This window comes from Clostridium beijerinckii (genome assembly GCA_003129525.1).
Taxonomy (GTDB): Bacteria; Bacillota; Clostridia; order Clostridiales; family Clostridiaceae; genus Clostridium; species Clostridium beijerinckii_D.
In genome coordinates, this window is sequence record CP029330.1 from 10,865 (window position 1) to 29,114 (window position 18,250).

The window sequence follows — 18,250 nt, forward strand, 5'->3', positions numbered from 1 at the left end:
ATTAATGGTTAAAAAACTTTCAGCATATAAAATTTATTTGTTATTTTCAGCTATTACGGCGATGTGTTTTTCGTTGGTTGCTACAGTTATGATAGTATACCACATTGAAAAGGTTCATTTAAATCCACTTCAACTTATACTTGTGGGCACTACATTAGAGGCGGCATGCTTTATATTTGAAATTCCTACAGGGATAGTTGCAGACATATATAGCCGTAAGTTATCTATTGTTATTGGTGCAGTTTTGACAGGATTAGGATTTATTTTAGAAGGCTCCATTTCTAGTTTTGCTTCTGTGCTTGTAGCACAGATAATATGGGGATTAGGTTCAACTTTTACTAGTGGGTCTATTGAGGCGTGGATTGCAGAGGAAGAAAAAGAACAAGACTTAGATAAAATATATATAAAAGGAGCACAAGCAGGACAAATAGGAGCAGTTATCGGGATAATACTAAGTACCATAGTAGGTAATTTGTCTGTTAGATTACCTATTATAATCAGTGGATGTTTATTTGTGATTAGTGCATTATTTTTAGCATTGTATATGCCAGAGAATAATTTTACACCATCTGCTGCAGAAGATCTAAACACTTTTAGAAAGATGGGATATACCTTTAAATCTGGCTTAAAGTTTGTGAAAAGTAAATATATAATGATGATTTTACTTTCTGTAACTCTATTTTATGGTTTATCTAGCGAAGGTTATGATAGACTTTCCAATGCACATTTCCTACAAGACACTACGCTTCCTAAGATAGGAAACCTTCAGCCTGTAACTTGGTTTGGGATATTTGGTATTGCTGGAATGGTATTAAGTGCTATAGCAATGCAGTTTATAGCTAAGAAATTAGAAGAAGAGGATAAGAATCAGAGTGGGAAGATATTATTGGTTGCAAATATATTTTATATATCCTTTATGTTAGCATTCGCACTTACAAGAAACTTTAATTTAATGCTAGTAGCGTATTTATCAACAAGTCTGTTTAGATCTATAAATGATCCTATATTTAATGCATGGCTAAATAATCATATAGATGATAGTGCAAGGGCAACTATACTTTCTATGAATGGACAAATCAATGCATTAGGACAAATTATAGGGGGACCAATTATTGGGATTATAGCTACAAAATTTTCTATAAGTATTGGTATAGCATGTACTTCATTATTAGTAACGCCAGTATTAGTTTTATATATCCTTTCTTTGATAATGGATAAAAAAGATGTTAAGAGCGCTAAAGGGGGAGAGGATACATATGAAAACAATTAATATAGGAATTGTGGCTCACGTTGATGCAGGCAAAACAACTACAACTGAAAATCTTTTATACTACAGTGGAGCTATAAAATCAGTTGGTAAAGTAGACCTAGGAAGCACTCAAACGGACTCAATGGAGCTTGAACGTAAGAGAGGAATTACTATAAAATCTTCAGCAATATCTTTCACATGGAATAGTGTTAAAGTAAATATTATCGATACTCCAGGACACGCAGACTTTGTATCTGAGGTAGAACGCTCTTTAAGTGTTTTAGATGGAGCTATATTAGTTATATCTGCAGTAGAAGGTATTCAATCCCAGACAAGAATATTATTTAACACATTAAAGACCCTAAAAATTCCAACAATAATTTTTATAAATAAAATAGATAGAGTTGGAGCAAATTGCAATAAAGTTTTTGAGGACATAAAAAAGGCTATGTCTAATAAGATAGTTAGATTACAAAAGGCACATGGTGAAGGAAGTAGAGAGGTTTGTCTAAATAATTTGGATGAAATAAATACAACAAATGATGAAATTATTAATGTTTTATCAGATTTAGATGAAGTGTTTTTAGAGAAATATGTTAACGGGATAGAATATGATAAAAATGAAATACAAGAAAAAATTTCATTGTATTCAAGAGAAGGAAGTTTATACCCTGTGCTTTTCGGTGCAGCATCAGTTGGTCTTGGTATCAAACAATTATTAGATGGAATTTGCAGTTACCTACCATTTGCAAGTAAAGACAGCGGTGGTGATTTATCTGGAGTGGTATTCAAAATTGAAAGGACAAATACAAATGAAAAGAAAGTTTATGTAAGATTATTTGGAGGCAAAATTTCTGTAAGAGATAGAATTGAAGTTCCTAATAAAGATATTATAGAAAAAGTGAAGAAAATTAATGGTTTAGAAAATGGTAAGCTAATTGAAATCGCCAGCATGGAGTCGGGAGATATAGGTATTCTACATGGACTTACAAGTTTTCAGGTTGGGGATGTCATTGGAATTGCAAATGATAGAACTAAAAATATATCTATAGCTAAACCAACATTAAAGACGAATATATCTGCTGTTAATAAAGAAGAAAATAGAGAATTATTTAAGGCATTAACATTCCTTACAGAAGAAGACCCACTATTAGAATTAGGCATGGATGATGAAGATAAAGAGATTTATATTAACTTATTTGGTGAAGTTCAGATGGAAATACTAAGTTCTATATTAGATGATTTCTATGGAATTAAAGTAGAGTTTTCGAATATCCAGACTATTTACAAAGAGACGCCTAAAGGTGTTGGTACTGCAATGATGCTTATGCAGGAAGGATTAAATCCTTTCTGGGCAACGGTAGGTCTAAAAATAGAGCCTGGGATAAGGGGAGAAGGATTAAAATATATGTCTAATGTATCAATAGGATCATTACCAAAATCTTTTCAAAATGCTATTGAGGAAGCAGTTGTTAAGACAAGTAAGCAAGGCCTTTTTGGTTGGGAAGTCACTGATATAAAGGTTACACTTACCTGCGGAGAATTTTTTAGTCCAGCCAGCACCCCAGCGGACTTTAGAAATGTAACTCCTATGGTATTTATGGAAGCATTGCATCAGGCTAAAACTGACTTATTGGAACCTCTGCATGAGTTTGAACTAAGGATTCCACAAAATGTTTTGAGTAAAGCTATTTGGGACTTGCAAACTATGAGAGCAACCTTTGATAATCCGATTATTGTTGAGGATGAATTTTTAATAAAAGGGTTAATACCAGTAGAAAATTCAAAAGAATACAAGCTAAAAATAGCTTCGTATACAGAAGGAAAAGGTATGTTTTTAACAAAGTTTTTTGGATACAAGAAAGTTCCATTTGAATTTGCTAAAACCCGCCAAAAATCAACCTATGACCCTTTAAACAAAAAAGAGTATTTACTTCATAAGTTAAATGCAATTAGAGATTAATTGGAATAAAGCACTTAATTTAATGTAGGGTAGACAGTAGATAACTTTAAGGTGTTACACTTTAAAGCATAACCAAAAAGGTATTGATGACTTTTGAGTTATGAGTAATATTTTAAGACATATATATTATAGATACTCTTACCTTGAAAATATGGTAAGAGTATTTTATTTTTTTATCAAATATTTAAATGAAAAAGTATGTTCATTCAGAATTTTTTTATTGGACAGGTCAATATGACTATAGAATAAGAAATAATATAAATATATAGATACGACACATTCTTCTTAAACTATGTAGTAATCTAAGGAGTATCTAAAGTAAGGTACTTCTTTTTATTAAATTTAATACTACACACAATAACTTAGATAGACTTATTTCTGAATGAAGCTAGGGGTTAAGAAGAAACCCTGATCTTATTTTATTTAACACTGTCTATAAATCATATGATTACATAAACATAAAATACATGGATATTCTAAAGTCTATAAGTGGCATTTTTAGGTTGAAATATATTTAAAATATGTCTACGATAAATAAATATGATTTTATAGACATATGATAAAAAACATGATAAAATAATCTCATAAGATAAATGAGGGGATATGATTTTATGATATTTTCATATATGAGAATAAGTACGCAAAAAGAAAAGCAAACTACAGACCGTCAAAGAATTACTTTAGAGCAATACGCTAAAGAGAATAAATTTAAGTTTGATGAAATTATAGAGGAAAGAATATCGGGAACAATTAAAGCCGAGCATAGACCACAGTTTAATATATTAAAACAAAAACTAAGGGAAAATGATATATTAATCATTACCGATATTGATAGACTTGGAAGAAATGCTGATGATGTTATTATGGAATTTAAAAAATTAAAGTCAGAAGGTATCAGAATCATTGCTCTTGATACTCCATATCTTAATGAGTGGGAAAAGATTCAAGATAGTAGTATTTATAATATGATAGCAGATATATTTATTACATTAAAGGCACACATGGCAGTTCAAGAACGTGAGAAAACAATTTCTCGTATAAATCAAGGGCTTATGGTTGCTCGTGAAAAGGGAAAGACATTAGGAAGACCAAAAGCAGAACTACCAAAGGATTTTATAAAAGAGTATAAGAAGTTTAAAGATGGTGATTATGGGGATATGTCAGCTATGTCATTTGCTAAGATGTTAGGTATTGGTAGAAGTACGTTATATAAATACATTAACATATTTGAAGGTCAAGAGGTTGTAGGGTAACCCTCTACAGATGGATAAAAAAATATAAATAAGACATAATTTATCAATGAGCTACTATATAGTATTTATGATATAATAAAATTAAGTGAGGTGTTAGAGCATGGATAATGAGATATTAGAAATATTAAAAAGATTAGAAACTAAAATTGATGATAATACAATGGACATAAAAGAAATGAAAGCAGATGTAAAGTCATTTAAAGACCAGTTTACAGATTTTGAAGGCAAGAGTGCTAATAATCATGTTGAGGTAATAAATAGAATAGATAATATGCAAAAAGACCTAAATACAATGGAATTGGTAACGTCTAAGAACTGGAATGACATAGCACAGTTAAAAGCAGTAAAATAGTAGTATTATATATATGAGTATCTGAAAAAGGTACTCTTTTTTTATGCTTATTTTCATGTAATACATATAAATACAATGTATTGTATTACAAATACAAATCAAAATATAACAAATAATAATTGATTAACTTAAAATAGAGATGTATAATAAATTTAAGATAATTAAATACAAATACAATACATAAAAATACATATTAAATACATGAAAGGGTGGTATATATGGCAGATATTAAGGCAACAAGTTTCCGAGTAAGTGATGAGGATATAGCAAAATTCAAAGAATTTGCAGACAAAGAGGGATATAATCAAGCCGAGGCATTTAAAAGCATTATGCAGACCGTAGAAATGGCAAAGGCAAAGAATATAATTAAGGATAGAGCAAAAGAAGTTGAGGTATTTCAGAACACAATTAATGATTTAATGAGTTACTTTTTAAATAGTCTTAATGTTAATCAAACATCAGAGGAAAGAATAAGAGAAGAGTTAAGCCAAGAGTTACAAACTAAAGACAATACTATCTCAACAATGTATGACCAATTACAAGAGGTTAAAGCAGAGAATAAGGCTCTAAAAGATAATGCTAAAGAATTGAATGATAATATAAAGATTATCAATGAAGAGGTTAAAAAGTTAAATAATGATATTCTTGATAAGAATAAAAACATTGATAAACTTAATTCTAATAATGACTTGCTACAAGAGAATTTACAGGAGTATAAAAAATATAAAGATAACTATAAGAACTTAGAGAATGAATTGGAGCAATTAAAAGCAGAGCATGAGGCATTAAGAGATATTAATAATAAATTGAATAATGATAATAAGCAGTTGAATGATAAGATTAAAAATGATTCTGATATGATAGAATTCTATAAGAATAACATTGCGGAATTAAAAGGGAATATAGACACATACAAAACAGATATTAAGACATTAGAGAGCAAATATAATCAAGAGTTAAGCAATATTAAGGCAGAGACTACAAAGGCATTGCAAGAGCAATTAAAAAAGAGTGAGTTAGAATTTAAAGAAAAGTTAAACTTTGAATTGCAGAAAAAGCAACTTGAAATGGATAAATTAAAGAATGATTTAGATAATGCCAAGAAAAGTAATACAAGAACCTCTACACAAAAAAATAAATAGATAAAAAAGAAGTGACCGCAAAGCGGATCACTTCTTTTTATTTAAAAATATTTGAAAAATTAAGAGTAAGTTTACCATAATAGCATATAAGAATTTTATTGATTGAAAGAAGGAATTAATATGGCATGGTTTTTATTGATAATGATGAAGGGATATTATATGTTATAAGTTTTTAAGTATGTAACTATAATAAAGCATACTAATAAATAAAAAAGGTTTGTCAATGGGCAAAGGTTTAAGAGGTTTGGATATTTAAAAGGTGATAGAGCATTGATAGGGTATTGAATTTTAAAGTTAAGTTTTATAATACCAGTACAATTAAATATTCAAAAGGAAAGATTAAAAGAAATTGTATAGCTTTATTAGTTGGCAGCCGACTAATAAAAGTTATAGAAGTTGCTTCAAATAAAATTGGCAACTTATTTGCACAATGGTGCAGTTGTTCCATAAGCGTATTATGGAAGGAATAGCCTGAAAATAACATGAATTTAAATAATTTTTTTATATATGTATTGTATGGTGTCTGCATTAACAAGGGTAAAACGTGTTTTTACCCTTGTTAATGCAGTACACAAAGAAGAAAACTCCAAGCGATTGGAGATTAAGGGGGTAAACTAATGGGAAAAAATTTAAAACACCAATTTATTCATGCTATCGAGGATAATTTCAAGGAGAGCATGGATAAACATTCAATGAAAGCAAATGACATCAGAAATGATGGGAAAGTATTTTCATATGCAGACCGAAAAAATTTAATAGATGTAGCAAGTAACTTTTCAAACTATATGAAAGAAAATTATAAAGATATAAGACAAGTCAAGGATATAAGAGCAGAGCATATACAATCGTTTTTTAATTGCAAGGCTAAAGAATGTTCTAACGCAACATTAAAACAGTATCAAGCTAAATTCTCTAAGTTAGAGAAGGTAGTAAACAATACCTATAATATCAACGTGAGATATAACGGATATGAGTTGCCGTTATCAAAAGAAAATACAAAAGTTCGTAATACTTCAATGTCTAAAGATGATTTTAAAAAGTTGGAGAAGTCTTTCAGCACCTCCAAGAGTTCGGCAAAAGTAGCAATTCAATTAACTGCAAGAGTTGGGTTGAGGGTTTCAGAATGTAGCAAGTTACAAGGGCGAGATATTAATTTGAAAGATGGGGTAATTCATGTAGAAGATGGAAAAGGGGGAAGGAATAGAGATGTTCCAATAAGAGAAAGTGATAAAGAGTATTTTAATAATTTAAAGGCTAATGTAGGAGATATGGAGAGAGTATGTCCAGTAAGAAGTGATAGTATAAATAAAGCCATTGACAGGGCAATGAATAGGGAAGGAATAAGAAATAAATATAATGATACGAGTATTCATTGTATAAGAAAGATGTATGCACAAAATGAATTTAACAGGTGCAGAAATGAGGGTATGGAGATAAAACAGGCATTACAGGAAGTATCAATTCTATTAGGTCATGGAGAGGATAGAATGGAACTAATGAGGCAATATGTATTAGATATAAAGTAATTAGAGTATGTAGTATTCATGTATTTTTATTTGTATTATAGTGTAGTATACTTGTAGTTGGGGGTGTAGTATGGGAATTTATAATATTAATACTATGGATATAACAAAGGTTGCAGAGCATATGAACACAGAATTAAAAAAGGGTAGAACTCAAAAAGATATAGAAACTAATGATTTTGGTGTTAATGAGAAGGTTGTAAAAAATAGACTTGATAGAAAAGGTTATAAGAAAGTAGATAATCAATGGATTTTAAAAGATACTACAATAGAAACTACAAAAATAATACAAAACGAATCAATACAGGAGCAACAAGAAAAAAAGGCATTTAATAATAATGATATTGAAAAGTTAGAGCAGTTATTAAATATAGATATAGATACATTAAATCAGATTATTAATGAGTATACTACAAAGAAAAATACAAGGTGTAGTATAGAAATAAATGACGATACAACCACCGTAACGAGTTTAAGAGTTAATAAGGAGATTTATTCACTTATTAAAGAAAAAGCCAAAATTGAGGGTGTAGGCATATCAGAAATTATAAATAAATGTATGATAGATTATTTAAATAAATAGTATGAAAGCAGTCTGATTATAGATTGCTTTTTTTGTGTTGTTAAAACATATAAAATATAATTGAATAAAAATATAAAATATGTTTACAAAAACATAATATAATAATATACATAGGAGGTGATACAGTGGAAAGAAAGCCATTTACAACTACAATAGACGTTGATATTCAGCAAGAATTTAAAGAGAAGTGTGCTAAAAATAAAGATAAAATGAATGACGTTTTAGAAGCCTTTATGAAAGCATACATAAATAATGAATTTAGGTTAGAAGTTGAATATAAGTTAAAGAAAAATAAGTAGTTGTACAAATAAAAAAGGTAGCAACCACAAAGGGTATACCACCATATCAGCAATATGATTATACCTCTTTGTAATTGCTCCGTAAAGGAGGAATATTGAGAAATGAATATAATTGCATACCAAGAATTAATAAAGGACTTAATTAACCAAGGTATAAAGGTTCAAGAACTAACGTTATTACAAATTAGTTATAGTGTAAAATTATATAAAACATTATTTAAATAACGGGGGTATAAACAAATGAATGAAATTAATTTCAGTAAAAATTTAAGGACATTTAGAAAACTAAAGAGAAAAACTCAAAAGCAAGTAGCAATGTTTGCGGGAGTAAGTCAAAGTTATATTTCAGACTTAGAACTGGGGATTAGGTCACCAAGTTTAAAGACTGCTGAAAAATTATCACGAGTGCTTAAAGTAAGCTTATTAGAATTGCTATTTTGGGATAAAGAAATAGAAGATATATTGAAAAGATGGTAAGTACATAAAGCCATATTCCTAAAAACGGGGGTATGGCTATTTTTATTAAAAAAACGTGGTGAAAACATGGTAAAAAGATGGGGTGGCAAATTAAAGGTAATAAATTAATAATATTAATATAAATCAAATTCAATTCAGTTCGCATAAAAAACGCATAAAAAACGCATAATTTTCATTTAAAAACAAGATACAATTAAAAATATAAATCAAATTCAACATTTAGAAAAATTATAGAAAAACTATAGAAAAACTATAGAAAGACTATAAAAAAATAAAAAAATATTAATTATAATAGTAAATATAAATCAAATTAAATTCAATAATAAAGGAGGTTGAAGAGGTTGGAGGCAACAGATAAACAACAAGAGATAATTAATAAATCTAAAGAATTAAGAAGGGAATACAATAGGCAGTATTATCAAAAAAATAAAGAAAAAATTAGAAATAATCAAAATCAATATTGGGAAAGAAAAGCAAGTGAAATGTTAAAAGAAGAAAGCAAAGAAAATGATAAAAAGATTATAGAGAGTGCAAATTAAAAGAGATTAATTGGAGTGAAGAGGATATGATGAGTTCAATAGGAGTTCATGGAGTAGAAATTAAAAAATATAGTTGTGATAGCTCTAATACATTAGAGAAAGCATTTAATAAATTTAAAAAAGATAATCCAAAGACAAGAATACTGCAAGTAATGCCTTATTTTGATGGTGTAAGCGAAAGTGTAGCAATACTTTATATAGCAAACATTTATTAATAAGTTAATAAGGTTGTGAGGTGATTAAATGGGAAAAGCGGTACAACCTATAAAAAACGAAGATTTAGAACTTGATTTATTGGAATATCTAATGGCAAATGATGAACGCATGTATATGTTTTATTTAATATTAAGATATACAGGGTTTAGAGCAAGTGATGTATTACCAATTAAGGTAAGGGATATTCAAGGGAATAGATTAATAATAAGAGAGAAGAAAACAGAAAACAGAGCCAACAAAGAGGAAAGAAAGATATTAATTCATAAGGATTTAAAAAAAGAATTAGACAATTATATCAAAGGAAAAAAATCATGGGAAGTGTTATTCCCTAATAATAGGGGGGATAACACAAACCTAAGCTATACCCAAGCATATAGAATATTAAAGAAAGCAAGTGATAGTGTAGGAATAAAAGACTTTGGAACTCATTCAGGAAGAAAGACATGTGCATATCATATCTATATGAATACTGGAAGCCTTGATGATGTTAAAAACTTTTTAATGCACGAAAATGCAAGGGATACGATTAGGTATGTAGGAATAGACCAAGAGGTAAGAGATAATACAATAAATAAGATTAGTAGTCCGTTAGCATTAATAAGAAAGCGTAAGTATAAAAAGTAAAACGGAAGTGTCGGTTTAAATGTAATATAAAAAACCTATATCTTACATAATGGAGATAGTAAAGTGTTTTAAAGCATTGATATAAAAGGGATAAGAGCATAAAAAAATAATGTAAGAGATTAACTATATTTTATTACATCTTTCAAAGTAATTTTTCAAGGTAAACTATGTATAAAGAGATAATAATTCATATAAAAACAAATAATATTAATAAGCCTAAAGCCTTGTAATATCAACATATTATGCGAAGATTGGCAAAACCAAAAGGTACTTCTAGGGCATTTTGGTTATTGCGGGTCGAACGATGCCCGAAATAATTTTAGGCACAAAAAATTTTAAAATTACGTTTCCTTTTCCGTTTTTATAAAAAGCGGAAATGAGTAGTTGAATTTCGGAAATGTGAAAAGTGAAAACCCAGTAAAATAGCCATGTTAGAAAAGGGAAGTGTATTTTTAGATGAAAATTTAAAAGAAACATAAAGCGAAATTAATAGAATAATTTGTAATTTTGAATATAGAGCAACATAGAACCGATAAAGTATTGGTATATGATGAAATATGAGGTATAATTTAAAAAGATAAAAAAATAAAAGACCTCACGTTTTCATAATATACCGCAAATATACTATGAAAGCTACTAATCAGGTAACCGAACTACCTAAAAAGCATTGAAGTCTTTAACTAAATGAATTATAACATTTAGTTAAGTTTCGTTCAAGCCTTTTAGGGAAAACCTAAGAGGCTTTTTGAATGAAATGAGGGATAAAAATGGGTCAATTAGCAACAAAAGAATATGAAAAACACTTATTTAGTGAGAATACAGATGGATACATTCAATTAATTAAATTTGAAGATAAAAAAATTATTAAAATATATAATACAAATGTAACTGGATTAAGAGAAGTAGTGGAGCAAGTAGAAGGGCAGACCGATACATATATAACACCTAATACAATGTACAAGCCTTTTCGTGGTGTTGAAAATATAAGACAATTTAGGGCGTTATATATTGATATTGATGGAGTAGAGGGCGACCAATTAGGAACTGCATATAAGGTATTAGAGTTAGTAGAAAATAAAGAGATTCCAAAGCCTACTATGATAGTAAATAGCGGTAGAGGTATTCATATTTATTGGAGAATAGCAAACGCACCTTATGGAGCATTGCACACATGGCAGGAGTTAGAGGATTATTTATATTATAAATTAAAGCATTTGGGTGCAGATATGGCCGCAACAGATGGAGCAAGAATATTAAGATTACCAGGAACAATAAACAGTAAAAATAATGCTACTTGCAGAGCCTTGATGATAGATAATTCAATAGAACATTCTATGTATGATTTAAGAGAAGAATATTTACATTATAAGCCTAAAACAAAGCAATTAGAGTTTATAGAGACTAAAAAGAATACAAGCCATAAAGTAATAGCAAATAGTTTTTTTAACTCATATAGCCTTCATATGACACGTTCAAGCGACATAATAACACTATGTAAATTAAGAAATTATAGTGTAAAAGGTTATAGAAATATGATTTTACATTGTTTTGCATACTGGAAGGGTATTTATATAAGAGATGAAGAGGAACTGGCTAAAGAGGTAATAGATTTAAATAATAGTTTCAAAGAACCATTAAAAGATAATGAAGTTAATGCAATACTTAGGTGCATACCTAAAGCAATAGATAAGTTTATAGCTTATGAGCAAGGGATAAGAAACGGAGAGCGTAAAAAAGTAACTAAAGGATTAAGAGACAAGGGCGGTTACTGGTATAAGAACGAAACATTAATCGAGAGATTAAATATAACAGAGCATGAGCAAAGTAAACTTAAAACAATTATAGGGATACAAGAGAAGTATAGAAGAAAGAATGCTAAAAGAACTCCAAGGAATGAAAATGGATTAACTTCAAGAGAACAACAAAAGCAAAATACAATTAAATCAATACAAGAGTTAAAAGAGCAAGGATTTAAGCAAAAGGAAGTAGCAGAGCAGTTAAATAAAGGATTAAGAACAATAAAATTATATTGGAATTTATAAGGTGCAATGAAATGGTCTTTATAAATATGTGGAGTATCCCTGTAGGGGGTACTCTCTTATTAAATAAAGATATAACTACCTTTCTATTAAAGAATAGCATAGAAGATAGGGGGAGTATAAATCAGCCTTTGGCAATAAACTAATGGTATACGATGTATTACTGGTATATACAATCAATACATTCTATACAAGGATTATTAGAATACAAAACAATATTAGAGGAGTGATTTTTTGAGCGGTAGCATATATTTATATGTATCTAATAAAAATGAGGTACATAAGATTCCTAAACCTAAACATTCAACTTATACATATAGGTCACTATATAAAGCAGTACCAAGTTTAGCCAATGAAGAGGTATTACTTGTAACATTGTGTTATGAAACATTGAACCGCAAACCTTATGAATTAGACCTTATATCATTTACAAGGGTTAAATTAGATGAAAACGGAGTTTATGAACTAAATCAAGAGGAACTTAATAGTTCTTTAACTAATTTCATAAATTATGATTTTACGACCGCTGATAGGTTAGCGTTAAGAGATAATATTCCTATACCAGTTGCACCTGATAATATACCTACAGAGATTGAAAAGAAAGCACTTTATTCATATGTTAGTGAAAATTATCCTTTACTATGGGTTAATTGCCCTTATTTAGTTGAACAAAATATTAAAAGTATAGAACAGAACTATAATGACTTAAAAACTCTTGTTAAAGAAGCATATAAGAAGAAATTTAAATGCAGTTAAGTGAATTTAAATGCAGTTAAGTGAATTTAAATTGTAAAATAATGGTGTCTATAAATCATATGGATCAGTAGAAAAGAGATTTGATGAAGAATTAAAAAGTTTATATGCTATGTAGGAGGATAATTATGGTTAAGGCCAAAGATATAATAAGTATAAAAGATAATATAATGGAATATAAGGCTGCATTAGATAAAGAAACTGAGTTCATAGAAAAATTAAAAATTGAAAGTAAAATTAGAGAACAACAGTATAGATTAATGGATGTCCAGTCACAATTATTTAATATAGAGATATGTTTACATAAAAATGCCAAACTGCATAAAGAAATTTTTATAGATAAATATATTAATGGATTAACAGTCAATCAATTAAGTAATAAATATAATATATCCAGAACAACAATATATAGATTATTAAGTACTGCTAAGACAATATTTCAAAAGTAATATCAATTCTATAAAAGCATTTATTGAAATATAGGTGATTTATTTATGTATATATGTTGTAGAAATTGTTGTGTATCAAAAAAACTATAGTGCTCTGATGCATTATTATAGTATATATTTTATATATACTATAATATGGTATATTTAATACATAATAGTAAATTATTGTGTACAACAAATATTAATGAATACATGATTATAATTGTTTTTTAGGAGGCCATATTATGTTAGAGTTAATTATGGTTTATGAATCGTAAAGTCATGATATATGAATATTAGTAATTTATGATGGCTTAACTATATTAAAGTATTAGAATTAGGGACGCTGAGTTGTACCATAAATTATGTAGACTTTTGTTTATGGAAGTTTAATGTAAGTTACCTCCACCAATGAAATTCATGAATACATAATGAACACATTGGAGAAATTTGATACAATTTTTTAGTTGAAATTGAGAATGTATCATAATTGATAGAAAATAAAATGTTGAAAAAATACTAAATTTATGTATAATATAAATAGATTTAAATATAAACATGAAAAAAATATAAATGAAAAGGTGTTGTAAATATGCGCAAAGAGGTAGTTTTTAACTAAACTAACTGAATAAGGATTGATTTTAGAAAGTATGTTTGAAAAATCTTGAGTTATCAAGGTTTATTAGTGGTGGAATTAATTTGAAAAATATTAATCACTACCATGTTTATTTGTGTACTTCTAAAATAATCAATATTAAAATGAGCATGTTACACCTTATTTGCATAAGTAGGAAAGCCGTGTTTTAAACACGGTATTTTTATGCCTATTTTTGCTGCATTTATAAATATGATATAAGATTTTAGTCTATATAACTTAGTAATAAGTTGTATAAATTAAAGTCCTATATTTCATGTTTATATTTATGCCATATAATTATGAGGCTGTAAGTGAACCGATGTTCATTTGCGGCTTTTTGTTTTTTGAAGGAGATTATTAGGATGATTAAGATATCTAGAATACAAAGTACAAACAAACTTTTTCATAATATAGGGATGGTGAATAATTAATGGTTAAAAAACTTTCAGCATATAAAATTTATTTGTTATTTTCAGCTATTACGGCGATGTGTTTTTCGTTGGTTGCTACAGTTATGATAGTATACCACATTGAAAAGGTTCATTTAAATCCACTTCAACTTATACTTGTGGGCACTACATTAGAGGCGGCATGCTTTATATTTGAAATTCCTACAGGGATAGTTGCAGACATATATAGCCGTAAGTTATCTATTGTTATTGGTGCAGTTTTGACAGGATTAGGATTTATTTTAGAAGGCTCCATTTCTAGTTTTGCTTCTGTGCTTGTAGCACAGATAATATGGGGATTAGGTTCAACTTTTACTAGTGGGTCTATTGAGGCGTGGATTGCAGAGGAAGAAAAAGAACAAGACTTAGATAAAATATATATAAAAGGAGCACAAGCAGGACAAATAGGAGCAGTTATCGGGATAATACTAAGTACCATAGTAGGTAATTTGTCTGTTAGATTACCTATTATAATCAGTGGATGTTTATTTGTGATTAGTGCATTATTTTTAGCATTGTATATGCCAGAGAATAATTTTACACCATCTGCTGCAGAAGATCTAAACACTTTTAGAAAGATGGGATATACCTTTAAATCTGGCTTAAAGTTTGTGAAAAGTAAATATATAATGATGATTTTACTTTCTGTAACTCTATTTTATGGTTTATCTAGCGAAGGTTATGATAGACTTTCCAATGCACATTTCCTACAAGACACTACGCTTCCTAAGATAGGAAACCTTCAGCCTGTAACTTGGTTTGGGATATTTGGTATTGCTGGAATGGTATTAAGTGCTATAGCAATGCAGTTTATAGCTAAGAAATTAGAAGAAGAGGATAAGAATCAGAGTGGGAAGATATTATTGGTTGCAAATATATTTTATATATCCTTTATGTTAGCATTCGCACTTACAAGAAACTTTAATTTAATGCTAGTAGCGTATTTATCAACAAGTCTGTTTAGATCTATAAATGATCCTATATTTAATGCATGGCTAAATAATCATATAGATGATAGTGCAAGGGCAACTATACTTTCTATGAATGGACAAATCAATGCATTAGGACAAATTATAGGGGGACCAATTATTGGGATTATAGCTACAAAATTTTCTATAAGTATTGGTATAGCATGTACTTCATTATTAGTAACGCCAGTATTAGTTTTATATATCCTTTCTTTGATAATGGATAAAAAGATGTTAAGAGCGCTAAAGGGGGAGAGGATACATATGAAAACAATTAATATAGGAATTGTGGCTCACGTTGATGCAGGCAAAACAACTACAACTGAAAATCTTTTATACTACAGTGGAGCTATAAAATCAGTTGGTAAAGTAGACCTAGGAAGCACTCAAACGGACTCAATGGAGCTTGAACGTAAGAGAGGAATTACTATAAAATCTTCAGCAATATCTTTCACATGGAATAGTGTTAAAGTAAATATTATCGATACTCCAGGACACGCAGACTTTGTATCTGAGGTAGAACGCTCTTTAAGTGTTTTAGATGGAGCTATATTAGTTATATCTGCAGTAGAAGGTATTCAATCCCAGACAAGAATATTATTTAACACATTAAAGACCCTAAAAATTCCAACAATAATTTTTATAAATAAAATAGATAGAGTTGGAGCAAATTGCAATAAAGTTTTTGAGGACATAAAAAAGGCTATGTCTAATAAGATAGTTAGATTACAAAAGGCACATGGTGAAGGAAGTAGAGAGGTTTGTCTAAATAATTTGGATGAAATAAATACAACAAATGATGAAATTATTAATGTTTTATCAGATTTAGATGAAGTGTTTTTAGAGAAATATGTTAACGGGATAGAATATGATAAAAATGAAATACAAGAAAAAATTTCATTGTATTCAAGAGAAGGAAGTTTATACCCTGTGCTTTTCGGTGCAGCATCAGTTGGTCTTGGTATCAAACAATTATTAGATGGAATTTGCAGTTACCTACCATTGCAAGTAAAGACAGCGGTGGTGATTTATCTGGAGTGGTATTCAAAATTGAAAGGACAAATACAAATGAAAAGAAAGTTTATGTAAGATTATTTGGAGGCAAAATTTCTGTAAGAGATAGAATTGAAGTTCCTAATAAAGATATTATAGAAAAAGTGAAGAAAATTAATGGTTTAGAAAATGGTAAGCTAATTGAAATCGCCAGCATGGAGTCGGGAGATATAGGTATTCTACATGGACTTTACAAGTTTTCAGGTTGGGGATGTCATTGGAATTGCAAATGATAGAACTAAAAATATATCTATAGCTAAACCAACATTAAAGACGAATATATCTGCTGTTAATAAAGAAGAAAATAGAGAATTATTTAAGGCATTAACATTCCTTACAGAAGAAGACCCACTATTAGAATTAGGCATGGATGATGAAGATAAAGAGATTTATATTAACTTATTTGGTGAAGTTCAGATGGAAATACTAAGTTCTATATTAGATGATTTCTATGGAATTAAAGTAGAGTTTTCGAATATCCAGACTATTTACAAAGAGACGCCTAAAGGTGTTGGTACTGCAATGATGCTTATGCAGAAGGATTAAATCCTTTCTGGGCAACGGTAGGTCTAAAAATAGAGCCTGGGATAAGGGGAGAAGGATTAAAATATATGTCTAATGTATCAATAGGATCATTACCAAAATCTTTTCAAAATGCTATTGAGGAAGCAGTTGTTAAGACAAGTAAGCAAGGCCTTTTTGGTTGGGAAGTCACTGATATAAAGGTTACACTTACCTGCGGAGAATTTTTTAGTCCAGCCAGCACCCCAGCGGACTTTAGAAATGTAACTCCTATGGTATTTATGGAAGCATTGCATCAGGCTAAAACTGACTTATTGGAACCTCTGCATGAGTTTGAACTAAGGATTCCACAAAATGTTTTGAGTAAAGCTATTTGGACTTGCAAACTATGAGAGCAACCTTTGATAATCCGATTATTGTTGAGGATGAATTTTTAATAAAAGGGTTAATACCAGTAGAAAATTCAAAAGAATACAAGCTAAAAATAGCTTCGTATACAGAAGGAAAAGGTATGTTTTTAACAAAGTTTTTTGGATACAAGAAAGTTCCATTTGAATTTGCTAAAACCCGCCAAAAATCAACCTATGACCCTTTAAACAAAAAAGAGTATTTACTTCATAAGTTAAATGCAATTAGAGATTAATTGGAATAAAGCACTTAATTTAATGTAGGGTAGACAGTAGATAACTTTAAGGTGTTACACTTTAAAGCATAACCAAAAAGGTATTGATGACTTTTGAGTTATGAGTAATATTTTAAGACATATATATTATAGATACTCTTACCTTGAAAATATGGTAAGAGTATTTTATTTTTTTATCAAATATTTAAATGAAAAAGTATGTTCATTCAGAATTTTTTTATTGGACAGGTCAATATGACTATAGAATAAGAAATAATATAAATATATAGATACGACACATTCTTCTTAAACTATGTAGTAATCTAAGGAGTATCTAAAGTAAGGTACTTCTTTTTATTAAATTTAATACTACACACAATAACTTAGATAGACTTATTTCTGAATGAAGCTAGGGGTTAAGAAGAAACCCTGATCTTATTTTATTTAACACTGTCTATAAATCATATGATTACATAAACATAAAATACATGGATATTCTAAAGTCTATAAGTGGCATTTTTAGGTTGAAATATATTTAAAATATGTCTACGATAAATAA

At 29.0% G+C, this 18,250-nt stretch carries 14 protein-coding genes and 2 pseudogenes; all 16 read left to right on the forward strand.

Translation table 11 applies throughout. The annotated features are described in order from the left end of the window. Positions 1–4: 4 nt before the first annotated feature. A complete protein-coding gene (locus DIC82_19370) occupies positions 5–1,270 on the forward strand; it encodes an MFS transporter (GenBank protein ID AWK53155.1) in 1,266 nt (421 codons plus the stop codon). Then, on the forward strand, positions 1,257–3,212 hold the full coding sequence (tet_rib_protect, locus tag DIC82_19375; GenBank protein AWK53156.1) for a tetracycline resistance ribosomal protection protein: 1,956 nt from the start codon (positions 1,257–1,259) through the stop codon (positions 3,210–3,212). Before DIC82_19370 ends, tet_rib_protect (DIC82_19375) begins: the two co-directional genes overlap by 14 nt. Before the next feature lie 611 nt (positions 3,213–3,823). Further along, the gene (locus DIC82_19380; protein AWK53157.1) at positions 3,824–4,465 is read left to right on the forward strand and encodes a resolvase; all 642 of its coding nucleotides are present in this window, start codon (positions 3,824–3,826) and stop codon (positions 4,463–4,465) included. Between the two features lie 100 nt (positions 4,466–4,565). Continuing rightward, positions 4,566–4,817 carry a hypothetical protein gene (locus DIC82_19385; protein ID AWK53158.1) on the forward strand — a complete coding sequence of 84 codons (252 nt, stop codon included), beginning with the start codon at positions 4,566–4,568 and terminating at the stop codon, positions 4,815–4,817. 218 nt (positions 4,818–5,035) lie between these two features. Beyond that, positions 5,036–5,959: a hypothetical protein gene (locus DIC82_19390; protein AWK53159.1), complete on the forward strand. Its 924-nt coding sequence runs from the start codon at positions 5,036–5,038 to the stop codon at positions 5,957–5,959. Between the two features lie 617 nt (positions 5,960–6,576). Then, a complete protein-coding gene (locus tag DIC82_19395; GenBank protein ID AWK53160.1) occupies positions 6,577–7,485 on the forward strand; it encodes an integrase in 909 nt (302 codons plus the stop codon). 70 nt (positions 7,486–7,555) lie between these two features. Further along, complete coding sequence (locus DIC82_19400) at positions 7,556–8,065, forward strand: hypothetical protein (GenBank protein ID AWK53161.1); 510 nt, start codon at positions 7,556–7,558, stop codon at positions 8,063–8,065. A 539-nt stretch (positions 8,066–8,604) separates the two neighbouring features. Beyond that, complete coding sequence (locus DIC82_19405; GenBank protein AWK53162.1) at positions 8,605–8,841, forward strand: XRE family transcriptional regulator; 237 nt, start codon at positions 8,605–8,607, stop codon at positions 8,839–8,841. 341 nt (positions 8,842–9,182) lie between these two features. Further along, a complete protein-coding gene (locus DIC82_19410; protein ID AWK53163.1) occupies positions 9,183–9,380 on the forward strand; it encodes a phosphatase in 198 nt (65 codons plus the stop codon). 29 nt (positions 9,381–9,409) lie between these two features. Beyond that, positions 9,410–9,595 carry a hypothetical protein gene (locus tag DIC82_19415; GenBank protein ID AWK53164.1) on the forward strand — a complete coding sequence of 62 codons (186 nt, stop codon included), beginning with the start codon at positions 9,410–9,412 and terminating at the stop codon, positions 9,593–9,595. Positions 9,596–9,623: 28 nt separating this feature from the next. Continuing rightward, on the forward strand, positions 9,624–10,220 hold the full coding sequence (locus tag DIC82_19420) for a hypothetical protein (GenBank protein AWK53165.1): 597 nt from the start codon (positions 9,624–9,626) through the stop codon (positions 10,218–10,220). A gap of 767 nt (positions 10,221–10,987) precedes the next feature. Next, positions 10,988–12,262 (forward strand): replication protein, encoded by a 1,275-nt coding sequence (locus DIC82_19425; protein ID AWK53166.1) that lies wholly within the window; start codon positions 10,988–10,990, stop codon positions 12,260–12,262. 231 nt (positions 12,263–12,493) lie between these two features. Beyond that, on the forward strand, positions 12,494–13,015 hold the full coding sequence (locus tag DIC82_19430) for a hypothetical protein (GenBank protein AWK53167.1): 522 nt from the start codon (positions 12,494–12,496) through the stop codon (positions 13,013–13,015). Positions 13,016–13,119: 104 nt separating this feature from the next. Then, positions 13,120–13,461, forward strand: a complete 342-nt coding sequence (locus DIC82_19435) for a hypothetical protein (protein AWK53168.1) — start codon at positions 13,120–13,122, stop codon at positions 13,459–13,461. Positions 13,462–14,507: 1,046 nt separating this feature from the next. Continuing rightward, a pseudogene (locus DIC82_19440) lies at positions 14,508–15,725 on the forward strand (MFS transporter). 33 nt (positions 15,726–15,758) lie between these two features. Beyond that, a pseudogene (tet_rib_protect, locus tag DIC82_19445) lies at positions 15,759–17,712 on the forward strand (tetracycline resistance ribosomal protection protein). Positions 17,713–18,250: the final 538 nt, after the last annotated feature.